Annotated in this window: 14 protein-coding genes; 7 read left to right on the top strand and 7 right to left on the bottom strand. The window is 66.0% G+C overall.

Annotated elements, in window-relative coordinates; genetic code table 11:
• Nucleotides 1-39: 39 nt before the first annotated feature.
• The 5 genes from D6B98_RS19870 to gcvA form a co-directional block, all read right to left on the bottom strand.
• The gene (locus D6B98_RS19870) at nt 40-498 is read right to left on the bottom strand and encodes a PEGA domain-containing protein (RefSeq protein ID WP_126258621.1); all 459 of its coding nucleotides are present in this window, start codon (nt 496-498) and stop codon (nt 40-42) included.
• 128 nt (nt 499-626) lie between these two features.
• Entirely contained in the window at nt 627-2,048 is a 1,422-nt protein-coding gene (locus tag D6B98_RS19865) for an MFS transporter (protein ID WP_126258620.1), read from the bottom strand.
• Between the two features lie 91 nt (nt 2,049-2,139).
• Nucleotides 2,140-2,505 carry a c-type cytochrome gene (locus D6B98_RS19860; protein WP_164718724.1) on the bottom strand — a complete coding sequence of 122 codons (366 nt, stop codon included), beginning with the start codon at nt 2,503-2,505 and terminating at the stop codon, nt 2,140-2,142.
• 81 nt (nt 2,506-2,586) lie between these two features.
• On the bottom strand, nt 2,587-3,612 hold the full coding sequence (locus D6B98_RS19855; RefSeq protein ID WP_126258619.1) for an aldo/keto reductase: 1,026 nt from the start codon (nt 3,610-3,612) through the stop codon (nt 2,587-2,589).
• A 123-nt stretch (nt 3,613-3,735) separates the two neighbouring features.
• Complete coding sequence (gcvA, locus tag D6B98_RS19850) at nt 3,736-4,641, bottom strand: transcriptional regulator GcvA (protein WP_126258618.1); 906 nt, start codon at nt 4,639-4,641, stop codon at nt 3,736-3,738.
• A gap of 227 nt (nt 4,642-4,868) precedes the next feature.
• Here gcvA and D6B98_RS19845 point away from each other — a divergent pair, with 227 nt between their 5' ends.
• Both D6B98_RS19845 and D6B98_RS19840 read left to right on the top strand, forming a co-directional pair.
• A complete protein-coding gene (locus D6B98_RS19845; RefSeq protein ID WP_126258617.1) occupies nt 4,869-6,191 on the top strand; it encodes an aspartate aminotransferase family protein in 1,323 nt (440 codons plus the stop codon).
• A 19-nt stretch (nt 6,192-6,210) separates the two neighbouring features.
• The gene (locus tag D6B98_RS19840; RefSeq protein ID WP_126258616.1) at nt 6,211-7,113 is read left to right on the top strand and encodes an amino acid ABC transporter substrate-binding protein; all 903 of its coding nucleotides are present in this window, start codon (nt 6,211-6,213) and stop codon (nt 7,111-7,113) included.
• 331 nt (nt 7,114-7,444) lie between these two features.
• On the opposite strand, the gene D6B98_RS19830 is transcribed toward D6B98_RS19840, so the two are convergent.
• Complete coding sequence (locus D6B98_RS19830; RefSeq protein ID WP_126258615.1) at nt 7,445-8,401, bottom strand: AraC-like ligand-binding domain-containing protein; 957 nt, start codon at nt 8,399-8,401, stop codon at nt 7,445-7,447.
• Nucleotides 8,402-8,591: 190 nt separating this feature from the next.
• Between D6B98_RS19830 and D6B98_RS19825 the strand changes: the two genes are divergently transcribed.
• Nucleotides 8,592-9,608 carry a carbon-nitrogen hydrolase family protein gene (locus D6B98_RS19825; RefSeq protein ID WP_126258614.1) on the top strand — a complete coding sequence of 339 codons (1,017 nt, stop codon included), beginning with the start codon at nt 8,592-8,594 and terminating at the stop codon, nt 9,606-9,608.
• 27 nt (nt 9,609-9,635) lie between these two features.
• Here the strand turns inward: D6B98_RS19825 and D6B98_RS19820 are convergent, their stop codons facing one another.
• Entirely contained in the window at nt 9,636-10,274 is a 639-nt protein-coding gene (locus D6B98_RS19820; RefSeq protein WP_126258613.1) for an HAD family hydrolase, read from the bottom strand.
• A gap of 88 nt (nt 10,275-10,362) precedes the next feature.
• On the opposite strand from D6B98_RS19820, the gene D6B98_RS19815 reads away from it, so the two are divergent.
• From D6B98_RS19815 to tsaA, 4 genes are all read left to right on the top strand, one after another.
• The gene (locus D6B98_RS19815) at nt 10,363-11,316 is read left to right on the top strand and encodes a lytic transglycosylase domain-containing protein (protein WP_126258612.1); all 954 of its coding nucleotides are present in this window, start codon (nt 10,363-10,365) and stop codon (nt 11,314-11,316) included.
• Between the two features lie 256 nt (nt 11,317-11,572).
• Entirely contained in the window at nt 11,573-12,313 is a 741-nt protein-coding gene (locus tag D6B98_RS19810) for an AzlC family ABC transporter permease (RefSeq protein ID WP_126258611.1), read from the top strand.
• A complete protein-coding gene (locus D6B98_RS19805) occupies nt 12,310-12,660 on the top strand; it encodes an AzlD domain-containing protein (protein ID WP_126258610.1) in 351 nt (116 codons plus the stop codon). The genes D6B98_RS19810 and D6B98_RS19805 overlap by 4 nt, the downstream gene beginning before the upstream one ends.
• 30 nt (nt 12,661-12,690) lie before the next feature.
• Entirely contained in the window at nt 12,691-13,182 is a 492-nt protein-coding gene (gene tsaA, locus D6B98_RS19800; RefSeq protein WP_126258609.1) for a tRNA (N6-threonylcarbamoyladenosine(37)-N6)-methyltransferase TrmO, read from the top strand.
• The last annotated feature ends 55 nt before the right edge of the window (nt 13,183-13,237 follow it).

Genomic DNA, 13,237 nt, shown 5'->3' with positions numbered 1-13,237 from the left:
TAAAGCCGGCCTTTTTGTTTCTGAAGCGATGTGCGGCCCTTACGTTCCGGCTTCGGGCGTCGCCGCCGGCGGACGCGGCTTGCGGGGGCCGGCTGGCCGTGCGCCGCGGGCAGGGGCCGACGGCTGCATCGTCACGATGACGGGATTGGGCTTGTGATCGGTTGCCGCCCCCGTCGCTGCATCGACGCCCATGCCGATGACGCCGCCGAGCAGGAGATTGCCGGCGAAGCCGGCGGCTCCCGACGTCGGTATGTCCCGGCTGAGCGGCACGATCTGCGGTTCATAGCCCTCCTTCTGGAAGGTGATCGAAAGGTCGGCGTTCCGCTTGACGACAACGGAGCAGGGCGTCGTGCAGGTGGTCGGAACCTCCATTCCGCTCACGACGGCTTCCACGCCCGAAGGTGTCGATGAAATGCTGATGTTCTCGGTCGTGCCGCGCGTGACAGACGCGCAGCCGCCCAGCATGACGCCGAGCGCCACAATTCCCAATAAACGCATGAACTGCCCCATATTCCCCGCGTCTATCAAGCGCAACCGGAGCGTGAGGGCAATAGGTCATTGGTCTGGATAGTTAAGTCACGCAGGGGTTGTGCACGGAAATGGCAGGGACCGGAAGGTGGATGCCGTCAGTCGCCGCGCAGGCGCTGATCGTCCTGCACGCGGACGTGCTCGGCGCCGCGCGCGCCGGCCGGGGACAGCCGCAGCATGCTCAGGACCGCGCCGCAGAGTGCAAATCCGACGCCTGCGAGGAGGGCCAGCCTGGTGCCTTCGACCGGATAGCGGCCGAGCAGCAGCGCCACCAGCGCAGCGCCGGTGGTCTGGCCGAGCAGGCGCGCCGTCCCCAGCATGCCGCTGGCCCCGCCGGCGCGCTCGCGCGGGGCGGCGGCGATCATGGTGCGGTTGTTGGGGGTCTGGAACAGGCCGAAGCCGGCGCCCGCCAGCGCCATGCGCCAGATCACGTCGAACGGCGTCGGGGCCGCCGGCAACAAGGCCAGCGCGGCAAGGCCGCACGCGAACAGCGTGAGCCCGATGCCGCCGAGCAGGCCGGCCGGATAACGCTCCACCAGGCGGCCGGCGAGCGGCGCTGCGAACGCCAGCGCGATCGGCCATGGCGTGATCAGGAGCCCCATATGCACCGCCGAATAGCCGAAGCGGCTCTGGAGATAGAAGGGGATCGCGACGAAGGCGAGCATCTGCCCGCAGAACGAGGCGATCGACGTCGCGATCGACAGCGCGAACACCGGGATGCGCAACAGATCGACCGGCAGCAGCGGCGAGGTCATGTGGGTTTCGCGCCAGATCAGAAGCGCGCCGGCGACGATGGCGACGGCGAACTCGATCAGGCAGGTGATCGCGGCCTCGCCATGACCGACGCTGTCGATCGCCGCGATGCCGACGCCGAACGTGATCGCGGAAAGGCAAGCGCTCTGCCAGTCGAAGGAACGGCCGGCGGGCTTGGTATGCGGCAGGCTGCGCAGGCCGATCAGCAGCGTCACCGCGCCGAGCGGCACGTTGATGGCGAACAGCCAGGGCCAGCTTCCGACCGCGAGGATGCCCGCGGCGAGCGTCGGGCCGATTGCGGCGGAGAAGGCGACGACGAGCGCGTTGAGCCCGATGCCGCGGCCGAGCAGATTGCGCGGATAGGTGAAGCGCACCAGCGCCGCATTGACGCTCATGATGCCGGCGGCGCCGAAGCCCTGGATGATGCGCGCCACCGTCAGCAGCGGCAGCGTATGCGCCAGCGCGCACAATGCGGACGCCAGCGTGAACAGCACCAGCCCCACCAGATAGACGCGGCGATAGCCGACGATCTCGCCGAGCGAGGCCAGCGGCAGCAGCGAGATCGTGATCGCGAGCTGGTAGCCGTTGACGATCCAAATCGAGAAGGCCGGACTCGCGTCCAAGTCGGCCGCGATCGTCGGCAGCGCGACATTGGCGATGGCGCTGTCGACCACCGCCATGATGATGCCGAGCGCAATCGTCAGCACCGCCTGGTTGCGCTGCGGCTGCGGCAGGCCGTCGACATGCTCGATCGTGGTGGACGACATCGTGAGCCGCGTTCGGTTGAGAGGCGGTTGCTGGTCCGCAACTTGGTCCGACCCGGGATGGTTCCAGCCAAGGCGGCGGCCGCTTCGGCTCCTATTTCGGCTTCCGCGGCTCCTGAATCGCCCGGAGGTAGCTTACCACGGCCTCGGCGTCGCCGCGGCCGAATCGGGCCGTCGGCATGGCGCGGTGAATGCTGCTGTAGCCGTCCTGGAGGCGCTGCGTGAAACCGGGGTCATAGAGCTTGTTCTCACCCAGCTTCCGGAAAGGCGGTGCCAACTCGTTTGGGCTCGCGCCCGTCCTGCCGACCGCATGGCACTCCGCACACATCCGCTGCAGCAATGCTTCCGCGCGCCGCTGGTCAGCCTCCAGGGCTTGACTCGCGGTGCTCCACAGAACGCCAACGGCCAGCAATGCCGGTGCGGCGCGGCTCAGACTGAGGACCGTGAACAGAGCCTTCATGGCGGATCGACGCATCGTGGCCTCGCGACGGCCGCACTGTGTCACGGCCGACGCCAGCGCGCTTGATGCAGCTCAAGGGTCCTACACCGCCGGCGGGTTGCGGTCGGTGAACGTCGTCCTCTGGTGCCAATAGGGATAGGGCAGCGTCACCTTGCTCGCCGCATCGAGCTTTGCGATCTGGTCCTTGGTCAGCGACCAGCCGACCGCGCCGAGATTTTCGCGGAGCTGCGTCTCGTTGCGCGCGCCGATGATCAGCGTCGACACCGTGGGACGCTGCAGCAGCCAGTTCAGCGCGATCTGCGACACGCTCTTTCCCGTTTCCTTCGCCACCTCGTCGATCGCCTCGACGACGCGATAGACGTGCTCGTCCGGCACGGGCGGGCCGAACTCGGCGGTCTTGGGCAGGCGGCTCACCTCGGGCTTCGGCTGCCCCCGGCGGATCTTGCCGGTGAGGCGCCCCCAGCCGAGCGGCGACCAGACCACCGCGCCCAGGCCCTGGTCGAGGCCGAGCGGCATCAGCTCCCATTCGTAGTCGCGCCCGATCAGTGAATAATAGGTCTGGTTGGCGACGTAGCGCGGAAAGCCGTGCTTGTCGGCAAGTGCGAGCGACTTCATCAGGTGCCAGCCCGAGAAATTCGAAACGCCGACATAGCGGATCTTGCCGGCGCGCACGAGCACGTCGAGCGTTGACAGCACCTCTTCGGGCGGCGTGAAGGCGTCGAAGCCGTGAAGCTGGAACAGATCGATGTAGTCGGTGCCGAGCCGGCGCAGCGAACCGTCGATGGCGGCGAGCAGATGCTGCCGCGACGAGCCGATGTCGTTGGGGCCGTCGCCGAAGCGGAAGGTGGCCTTGGTCGAGATCAGCACCTTGTCGCGGCGGCCCTTGATGGCTTCGCCGAGCACGCGCTCGGATTCGCCGAGCGAATAGACGTTCGCGGTGTCGAACATCGACACGCCGGCTTCGAGGCAGATGTCCAAGAGGCGCCGCGCTTCGGTCGCGTCCGTGGTCCCCCACGCAGCGAGGCGGCCGACGCCGCCGAAGGTGCCGGTGCCAAGGCTGAGAGCGGGCACCATGAGGCCTGACCGGCCCAAGCGTCGGTATTCCATCGATTTGCTCCTCGGCTAGCCGCCGGTTGATCGGTGCGGCCTTGGTGCCGAAGCTAGCGCAAGCGGGCACCTCGCACCATTGCGCGTGCACATGGCGGCTCTGCTTTGCGCGGTTCGTATTTGCTAGGCCACGCTTGTCGTCTGCAAGTTCGCTGCCGAGATCTTTGCGCGCAGCCAGGCCTCGAACGCGCCGACATGGCTGCGCCCCTTCGCCTCGGCAGATCGCACGAGATAGTAGGAGATCGTCTCCACTTCGAATTCGGGCTGGTGGAACGGCGCAACGAGCGTGCCCTTGTCGAGCTCCTCGGCGGCGAGAATTTCGCTCTCCAGCACGACGCCGAGACCTTCGACCGCCGCGTCGATGGCCATGGTGGAGCGGTCGAACCACAATTCATGGCGCGGCTTGATGCTCGCGCCGGTGACCTTGCGCAGATAGTCGGTCCAGGTCAGCGCGTTGGAGGAATGGATCAGCGTGGCGCGGGCGAGATCGGCGGGTTCGCGCAGATTGAGCTGTTCGATCAACCGTGGGCTACAGAGCGGCCGCAAGCGCTCGGCGAGCAGCGGCTCGATCTGCCTGTCGTTCACAACCGGCGGGCGCCCATAGGCAATGGCGAGATCGAAGCGGATGGTTTCGAGGTCGCGTAAGTCGGCGATTGTCGACAGTCTGATCCCGATCTCCGGATGCTGGCCGATGAAATTGCCGATCCGCGGCTGAAGCCATTTGGCGGCAAAGCTCGGGCCGCTCGCAATGAACAAATGATTGCGCTGCGATTGCGGCGCTACCAGCCGCGTCGCGCCCATGATCGTACCGAACGCGCGCTCGATTTCGCCGGCATAGAGCCGACCGGCATTGGTCAGCACCACGCGGCCGGCATGTCGCGAGAACACGCGAACGCCAAGGAAGTCTTCGAGCTTCTGGATGTGGTGGCTGATTGCCGAGGGCGTGACCCCGAGCTCCTCGGCGGCGCGGCTGAAGCTGCCGTGACGCGAGGCTGCCTCGAACGCTGACAGTGCCTTGAGCGGCGGCATTCGCGACCGCTCCGTTGACTCCAGCTCATCGGCCGCTGAGTTTTTTGAACTGGCGCCCATCATGCCTGCCCGGTACGAATTTCCCTGTTGCACGGGCAAGTTTCGTACCGCGAACGCCCCGACGCAACAGCTTCGTGCCCGAAACCCGACCCGAGACCGGTGAGCGGACTCCGCATCGCCGCGCCGCGGAGCCGTGCGGCGGATGCCGCTTGCCCGAGGAGACCCCCATGACTTCAGCGCTGAAACATGCCGCCGATGAATTTCTGGTCCGGTACGGCGGAGACGTGTTCCAGAACCTCTTCACCTCCGCGAAGGGGACGATCGTTACCGACAGCGACGGGCGCGACTATCTCGATTTCACTTCGGGGCAGATGTGCGCGACGATCGGCCACAACCATCCCGCCATCGTCGCGGCGGTGGAGCGGGCGGGTAAGAAGGCCTTCCATCTCTTCAGCGGGATGATACCCGAAGTCGTCGCTGAGCTTGCCCAGGTGCTGGCGAAGGACTGGCTGCCCGGCGACCTCAAGCGCTCGATCTTCATCAACACCGGTTCGGAAGCGACCGAAGTCGCGCTTCGGATGGCCAAGATGTACACCGGCGGCTACGAGGTGCTCGTCCTCGGCGGCTCCTGGCACGGCATCACCGGCGGCGCGGCCTCGGTCTCGATGGCGAGCGATCGCAAAGGCTATGGCGTGCCGCCGCCCGGCGTGTTCGTGATCCCCGAGCCGAACGCCTATCGGCCCTATATCGCGAAGGGCAGCGACGAAGAATCCGCGCTCGCCAATCTTGAGCTCGCGCTCAAAATGTTCGACATGCAGTCGAGCGGCCGGGGGGCTGCGATCATTGCCGAGCCCGTGATCAGCGCCGGCGGCGTGCTGGTGCCGCCGAAAGCCTTCATGGAAGCGCTACGCAAGGCCGCCGACGAACGCGGCATGCTGTTGATCTTCGACGAGGCCCAGACCGCGTTTGGGCGCATCGGCAAGAAGACAGGATCGGAATATTTCGGCGTCGTGCCCGACATCATGACAATGTCGAAGACGCTCGGCGGCGGGCTGCCACTCGCGGCGGTCTCGACCACCGAAGCGATCGAGAGAAAACTGCACGACGATCACTTCACTTACTACACCAGTCACGTCTCCGACCCGCTGCTGGCGGAGGTCGGGCTCGCGGTGCTCCGCGTGATTACCGAGGAGAAGCTCGTCGAGCGCGCCAACGTCATGGGCAGCTATCTGCGTGGCCGGTTCGAAGGGCTCCAGCAGAAATACGAGCAGATCGGCGACATCAGGGGCATGGGCCTTCTGCTCGGCGTCGAGCTCGTCACCGATCGCAACAGCCGGCGCGCGGCTCATCAGCTCGGCGGGCTGACGACCAAGAAGTGCTTCGAATACGGGCTGAGCATGAACATACGCCGCCGGCCCGAACGCGGATCGGTATGGCGTATCGCGCCGCCGCTCACCGTCTCGTCCGAGGAGATCGACCGCGCCGTCGATATCCTGGATCGCGCCTTGCGGGAAAGCCTCGACGAGCTGTCGCGAAACCCCGCCGCTTGAGCACAGTCCGGAGGCTGACATGATCCGCAGACATTCGTCCAGGCTCGTTCTTGCCGCCACGTCGCTCGCCCTGTTCCAGATGCCGGCAGCGCAGGCCGCGAGTCCGACCCTCGACAAGATCAAGGAGGTCGGCAAGATCTCCCTCGGCTATCGCGAGGCTTCGATTCCATTCGCCTATCTTGGATCGGATCAGAAGCCCACCGGGCTTTCACTCGATCTCTGCTCAGCGGTGGCCGACAAGATCAGGATCGCGCTGCGGCGGCCGGAACTGGGCATCGACTACGTCCCGGTGAATGCGTCCAACCGCATTCCATTGCTTCAGAACGGCACGATCGACGTCGAGTGCGGCAGCACGACCAACACCGCCGAACGGCAGAAGCAGGTCGCGTTTTCCGTTGCGACCTATGTGGCATCGCCGCGCTGGCTGGTATCCGCCGCCTCAGGGGTGACTGAGCCGAAAGGCCTCGACGGGCAGACGGTCGTCATCACGCAGGGCTCGCTGAATTTCGCGGTTGCCAAGAAGATTATCGACGATCAGAAGCTGAATGTGATGATCGTTCAGGCCAAGGACCATGCCGAGTCGCTGCTGATGTTGGAAACGGGAAGAGCGACAGCGTGGTTCGAGGACGACATCCTGATCGCCGGGCTGGTCGCAAACGCGTCCAATCCTAAGGTGTTCCGCATGTTGGTGGCGACCTACGCGCCGTCCTATTACGGGCTGATGATCCGCAGGGACGATCCGGAGTTCAAGGCGCTGGTCGATGCCGCGATCAAGGAGAAGATGGCATCCGGTGCGTTCGACAAGCTCTATGCCAAGTGGTTCGAGGCGCCGATCCCGCCCAAGGGACAAAACCTCCAGCTTCCCATGAGTGAGGCAATGAAGGCCCGGGTGGCGTCTCCCAGCGATGCGCTCACGCCCTAATCGTGCAGGCGCATGTCATCGAACCCAGTATCGGCGAGGCGCGAGCCGGTCAACTTCGCTGTTGCTTGCGCCTCGAACTTTTCCGAGGGTGAGGGGAAGCAAGCAGTTTCGCTGTTGTGAACCTGCCGCGGCAAGAGCGTCAGGCTCCAGCCTACCACGACCAACACCGCGAGCCGGATCGCGATTACGCTGAGCAGTAGTTCCGATCCGCTTATTGTTGACTGAGTCCTCATGCGTGCCAGCCTGAGGCACGCGAGGTGGCAAGACAATCTGGACTTGGCGAGCATTGCCTTCGTCCGAGACGAAGGCTTAAGGTAATGGCTGACGGGTGTCAGTGCCGCAACTGGCTCTGCCTGAAGTCGCGCGGCGACATTCCGAAATGCTCGCGGAAGACGCGGCCGAAATGCGAGAGGTCGTTGAAGCCCCAGCCGAATGCGACCTCGCTGATGTGGCGATGGGCGAGCACGGGCGAAGCGAGGTCGCGCCGGCATCGGGCGAGGCGTTGGGCAAGAACATGGCGCTGGAAGGAGGTGTTCTCGTCGGCGAGAAGGTCGTTGACGTAGCGCGGCGAAATGCCGAGCGCGGCCGCGGTTTCCGACAATGAAAGGTCGGGATCGGCGAGGTGGGCGCGGATGTGCGTCTTCAACCGGTAGAGCAGGGCCGAGCGGTGGGTCGAGGACGGCAGCGATGTCCTGCCGAGCCGCTCGCTCAAAGCCATGGCGAGCAGATCGACCGCCTGCTCCGACAGCGCGGCGGCGGTGTCCGGGGACAGCCCGTCCGCGCTCTGGCAAAGCCGGAAGATGAAATCATAGGCGAGCCGCTCGAGCGGCGCGTCGGCCCCGAACGACATCGCCGTCAGCGTCTCGGTGCCGCCGAGCCGCCGCCGCAGCATCTCGCGCGGCACCTTGAAGATGGTCTGCGTGAAGGCGTCGTTGAACTTCAGCTCATACGGACGCGTGGTGTCATAGAGTGCGAACTCGCCGGGATGGATCACGGTCTCCCGGCCGTCCTGCACAACACCACCGCTGCCGCGATTGCCGAGTGCAATGAGAACAAAATCCTGGTCCGAGCGCGCGATGCGAGAGGGCGTGCGGAACACGTGCTGGCGGTCCGAGCAGACTTCGGAGCATGCCGCCTTGCCGAGCGAAGCCTGCGTGACCGAGCCGCGAAAGGCGCTGCCGAGGTCGGACTTGCAGTCGAGGCCGACGAAGACGTCGCAGACGATCTCCTGCCAGAGGGCGAGCCGCCGATAGCCGGGGCTGCCGTCTGTCGTGAACTGGATTGTCATCTGGACAGCCTCCCTTTCACATCCCGCAAAATCGCCGGGGATCCAGCCCGCCGGAGGCAAATCCCGTACCGACCGACGGTCCCTTCCCAGTCGAGTTTTTGTTCCGCGGTGGTCGAGCGCCCGGCCGCCCGGCTTGGCCAAATAGACTGCATCGGAGATGGCTTCCGATCAACCGGCCAGGGAGGCGGCAATGGGCATCGAACATCCGAAATACAAGGTGGCGGTGGTGCAGGCGGCGCCGGCCTGGCTCGACCTCGACGCCTCGATCGACAAGTCGGTCGCGCTGATCAGGGAGGCCGCCGAGAAGGGGACCAAGCTGATCGCCTTCCCGGAGGCTTTCATTCCCGGCTACCCCTGGCATATCTGGATGGACTCGCCGGCCTGGGCGATCGGCCGCGGCTTCGTGCAGCGCTATTTCGACAATTCGCTGGCCTATGACAGCCCGCAGGCCGAACGGCTGCGCGATGCCGTGCGCAAGGCCAAGCTCACCGCCGTGATCGGCCTGTCCGAGCGCGACGGCGGCAGCCTCTATCTGGCGCAATGGCTGATCGGGCCCGACGGCGAGACCATCGCCAAACGCCGGAAGCTGCGGCCGACCCATGCCGAGCGCACTGTCTATGGCGAGGGCGACGGCAGCGACCTTGCCGTGCACGCGCGGCCCGACATCGGCCGGCTCGGCGCGCTGTGCTGCTGGGAGCATCTGCAGCCGCTGTCGAAATACGCGATGTATGCCCAGAACGAGCAGGTGCATGTCGCGGCCTGGCCGAGCTTCTCGCTCTACGATCCCTTCGCGCCGGCGCTCGGGGCCGAGGTCAACAATGCCGCCTCGCGCGTTTATGCGGTGGAAGGCTCGTGCTTCGTGCTGGCGCCTTGCGCGACGGTGTCGCAGGCGATGATCGACGAGCTCTGCGACCGGCCGGACAAGCACGCGCTGCTCCATGCCGGCGGCGGTTTCGCCGCGATCTACGGCCCCGACGGCAGCCAGATCGGCGACAAGCTCGCGCCGAACCAGGAGGGGCTCCTGATTGCCGAGATCGACCTCGGCGCCATCGGCGTCGCCAAGAATGCCGCCGATCCGGCCGGGCATTATTCGCGCCCGGACGTGACGCGGCTGCTGCTCAACAAGAAGCGGTACCAGCGCGTCGAGCAGTTCGCGTTGCCGGCCGATACCGTCGAGCCTACGGACATCGCGGCGGCGGCGAGCTGAGCGTCGCCGCGCGAAGACGGCCTACGCCTAAGCGACGCAATGGCCGAGCAATTCGGGATGTGCGGCGCAGATGTGATGCGCGCCGGCGTCCTTCAGCTCGGCCTCGCTGCCATAGCCATAGAGCACGCCGATCGCGGTCATGCCGTTGGTGCGGGCGCCAATGACATCGTGACTACGGTCGCCGATCATGATCGCGCTCCCGGCATCGACCTTCGTCTCGTCCAGCGCATAGCGCAGCAGGTCGCGCTTGTCGACGCGCGTGCCGTCGAGCTCGGAGCCGAACACGCGCTCGAAATACGGCTTCAGGCCGAAATGATCGACGATGCGCCTGGCGTAGACCGCGGGCTTGCTGGTCGCGACGAACATGCTCTGGTTGGTCGCGGCAAGCGTCGTCAGCGTGTCCACGATGCCGGCATAGGCCTCGTTCTCGAACAGGCCGATATCGCTGAAGCGCTCGCGATAGAGCAGCAATGCGCGGTCGGCGAGCTCGTCGGTTCCGGTGAGCTTCTTCAGGCTGGCATGCAGCGGCGGCCCGATGCACCAGGTCAGTTCGTCCTCGCTCGGCACCGCGACGTCCAGCCGCGCCAGCGCGTACTGGATCGAGCGCGTGATCCCCGGTTTCGGGTTCGTGAGGGTGCCGTCGAGATCAAAAAAGATTGTCACCATCAGGCCGGACCTGCGTTGATACTGCCGTCTGTTGCTAGTTGGCTGGGGTTCCAAGTCAAGGTCCGATTTGTCCTGTCACGTCGATGCCATGCAAATAGCTCGGGTTATCGCTGTCTTGTGCCAAGCCCTCGTGCTGTCGCCGGCGCTGGCAGAGGAGGCGCCGGCCCCTGACGTGCCTCCGAAAGCCGAGGAACCCGCGAAGCCGCCGGAGCAGCCGAAGGACGCCCGCGAGAGCGATACGCGGGAATCGATCTGCCTGATCGTGGAGGCGGCGGCGCGCGATGCCAATCTCCCGCTGGAATTCTTCGCCCGGGTGATCTGGCAGGAGAGCCGCTTCCAGGCCGACGCGGTCGGCCCCATGACGCGCAGCGGCGAGCACGCACAGGGCATCGCGCAATTCATGCCGGGCACGGCAAGCGAGCGCGGGCTGCTCGATCCGTTCAATCCGGTGCAGGCGCTGCCGAAGTCGGCGGAATTTCTGAGCGAGCTGCGCAACCAGTTCGGCAATCTCGGCCTCGCCGCGGCGGCCTACAATGCCGGCCCGCGGCGCGTGCAGGAATGGCTCGCCGGGACCGGCGGAATGCCGGAGCAGACCCGCAACTACGTCTACGCCATCACCGGCACCAGCGTCGATGCCTGGGCCAAGGCAGGAGCGACCGGCAAGGGTCCGCCAAGCTCACCGCCGACGAGCTGCCGCGATCTGATGGCGCTATTGAAGCGCGCACCGAATGCCTTCGTCGCCGAGCTCGAGCAGCACGTGGAGCTTGCGGCCGCCAAGGCCTGGGGCGTCCAGCTCGCCGCCGGCTTCGACCGCAACAGGGCGCTGGCGATGTACTCGCGTGCCGTGACGCGGCTGAGCGCGGTGATCGGCGAGCGCGATCCGAGCCTGCTATCCTCGGTGATGCGCAGCCGCGGCACGCGCGCGTTCTACCAGGTGCGCATCGGCACTGAGACGCGCAACGAGGCGGATGATTTGTGCAACCGGATCCGGAAAGCCGGCGGGGCGTGCTTCGTGCTGAGGAACAGGGGTGTAAGCGGGTAGGGGGCGCGTCTCTCTCGACTCGTCATTCCGGGGCGCGCCCTCTTGGGCGCGAGCCCGGAATCCATCGCACAGCAATTTCTCCGGCCCGATGGATTCTCAGGTGCGCAATTGCGCACCATAGCTCGCGCCAAGCGGCGCGCCCCGGAATGACAGCGGTGGGTGCTACGCATGCCAGCTCCGCCGCGGGCTTCCTTGACGCGGATGCCCCCATTGCGCGTTATGCGGGCACGATTCCGTAACCCCGACCAAAACTCCCGTGGCGCTGCCCCCGCTCGATTCCCCGCAATGGAATAGCCCCTGGCTTGCCTTCGGCTGGGGCCTGCGCTCGATCACGCAGACGATCCTCACCATCGTGCTGTTCGTGACCTATCTCGGCATCGGCGCGCTCGCGCATGACACCCATTTCAGCCTGCTCTGGGCGCTCGCCTCGACGCTGTTCGTCTGGGCCGGGCCGGCGCAGATCATCCTGATCACCACGCTCGGCTCCGGCGCCACCATCGTCCAGTCGGCGATTGCCGTCACCGTCAGCGCTATCCGGCTGTTTCCGATGGTGGTCTCGGTGCTGCCGCTGATGCGCACGCCGACGACCAAGCGGCGCGAACTGGTCTTTGCCGCGCATCTCACGGCGGTGACGCTGTGGGTCGAATGCCACCGCTTCCTGCCGCTGGTGCCGCGCGAGCGGCGCATCGCCTTCGTTCACGGGCTCGGCTGCGGCCTCGTCTCGGTCTGTCTCGTTGCCAACACGGTGGGCTATTTCCTCGCCGCCAATCTGACACAGACGCTCGGCGCGGCGATCCTGCTCTTGACGCCTCTGTCGTTCCTGTTCTCGACCGCGCGCAACAGCCGCGAGGTTGCCGACGTCGTCGCACTCGTGCTTGGCATCGTGCTGTATCCGCTGGCCGCGAAGCTGAGCTCCGGCGTCGATATCCTGGTCAGCGGGGTGGTGGCCGGCACGATCGCCTATGGCGTGCATTGGTGGCGGGAGGTGCGCGCATGAGCTCGGCGCAGCTTATCGGCGACTGGCATGCGCTGGCGGTGCTGTTCGTCGCCGGCGTCGTTCCCAACCAGATCTGGCGCATGCTGGGCCTGTGGTTCGGCGGCGGCATCGACGAAGGCTCCGAGCTCTTGGTCTGGGTGCGGGCGGTCGCCACCGCCATCCTCGCCGGCGTCATCGCCCAGATCGTGGTCGAGCCGCCGGGCGCGCTGGCCGGCGTGCCTGATAGTTTGCGCTATGGGGCGGTGGCGGCCGGTCTCGTCGTGTTCCTGCTGACCCGCCGCTCGATCTTTGCGGGCGTCGTGACCGGCGAAGTCTTCATGCTGGCCGGCACGTGGTGGTTGGGCTAAAACACGGCTCGACAGCAAGGAATTGGAAATATGGTTCGCAAGAACGAACTCCGCGAGGGCGAGGTCGCCATCGAGCTGCCGCCCGCGGAGGATGCCGGCCTGATCTTCATCGGCCGCATCCGCACGCCCTGGACCTCGCGGATGGAGACGCCACGGCAGGGGCGTCAGGATGGCCCGATCTGCCGTCTCGAGATCTTCGAGCCGTTCGTGCCGGCCATCAAGGGCGTCGATTTCTACAGCAATCTCGAGGTGCTCTACTGGCTCGACCAGTCACGCCGCGACATCATCCTGCAGAGTCCGAAGAACAACGACAAGACACGGGGCACATTCTCGCTGCGCTCGCCGGTGCGGCCGAACCCGATCGGCACGTCGATCGTGAAGCTGGTCGGCATCGAGGGCAACGCCATCCTGGTGCGCGGGCTCGACTGCCTCGACAATACGCCGCTGATCGACATCAAGCCGGATCGGTGCGAGTTCACCCCGCTGGCGGCGCCGCAGCAGGGCGATTTCGAGACGGAATAGGCACGCTCTCTCCGTCGTCATTGCGAGGAGCGAAGCGACGAAGCAATCCAGACTG

The organism is Bradyrhizobium sp. LVM 105 (assembly GCF_003957705.1).
GTDB lineage: Bacteria > Pseudomonadota > Alphaproteobacteria > Rhizobiales > Xanthobacteraceae > Bradyrhizobium > Bradyrhizobium frederickii.
Note: the sequence above shows the minus strand (reverse complement) of the source record. Positions and strands in the feature narration are given on the sequence as shown.

What these genes read in the sequence shown, in the direction of transcription:
- D6B98_RS19815 (WP_126258612.1), top strand. Translation starts at nt 10,363, where the DNA reads ATGCAAATAGCTCGGGTTATCGCTGTCTTGTGCCAAGCCCTCGTGCTG.
- D6B98_RS19860 (WP_164718724.1), bottom strand. Translation starts at nt 2,505, where the DNA reads ATGAAGGCTCTGTTCACGGTCCTCAGTCTGAGCCGCGCCGCACCGGCA.
- D6B98_RS19845 (WP_126258617.1), top strand. Translation starts at nt 4,869, where the DNA reads ATGACTTCAGCGCTGAAACATGCCGCCGATGAATTTCTGGTCCGGTAC.
- D6B98_RS19855 (WP_126258619.1), bottom strand. Translation starts at nt 3,612, where the DNA reads ATGGAATACCGACGCTTGGGCCGGTCAGGCCTCATGGTGCCCGCTCTC.
- D6B98_RS19820 (WP_126258613.1), bottom strand. Translation starts at nt 10,274, where the DNA reads ATGGTGACAATCTTTTTTGATCTCGACGGCACCCTCACGAACCCGAAA.
- D6B98_RS19805 (WP_126258610.1), top strand. Translation starts at nt 12,310, where the DNA reads ATGAGCTCGGCGCAGCTTATCGGCGACTGGCATGCGCTGGCGGTGCTG.
- gcvA (WP_126258618.1), bottom strand. Translation starts at nt 4,641, where the DNA reads ATGCCGCCGCTCAAGGCACTGTCAGCGTTCGAGGCAGCCTCGCGTCAC.
- D6B98_RS19825 (WP_126258614.1), top strand. Translation starts at nt 8,592, where the DNA reads ATGGGCATCGAACATCCGAAATACAAGGTGGCGGTGGTGCAGGCGGCG.
- D6B98_RS19830 (WP_126258615.1), bottom strand. Translation starts at nt 8,401, where the DNA reads ATGACAATCCAGTTCACGACAGACGGCAGCCCCGGCTATCGGCGGCTC.
- D6B98_RS19870 (WP_126258621.1), bottom strand. Translation starts at nt 498, where the DNA reads ATGCGTTTATTGGGAATTGTGGCGCTCGGCGTCATGCTGGGCGGCTGC.
- D6B98_RS19865 (WP_126258620.1), bottom strand. Translation starts at nt 2,048, where the DNA reads ATGTCGTCCACCACGATCGAGCATGTCGACGGCCTGCCGCAGCCGCAG.
- tsaA (WP_126258609.1), top strand. Translation starts at nt 12,691, where the DNA reads ATGGTTCGCAAGAACGAACTCCGCGAGGGCGAGGTCGCCATCGAGCTG.
- D6B98_RS19840 (WP_126258616.1), top strand. Translation starts at nt 6,211, where the DNA reads ATGATCCGCAGACATTCGTCCAGGCTCGTTCTTGCCGCCACGTCGCTC.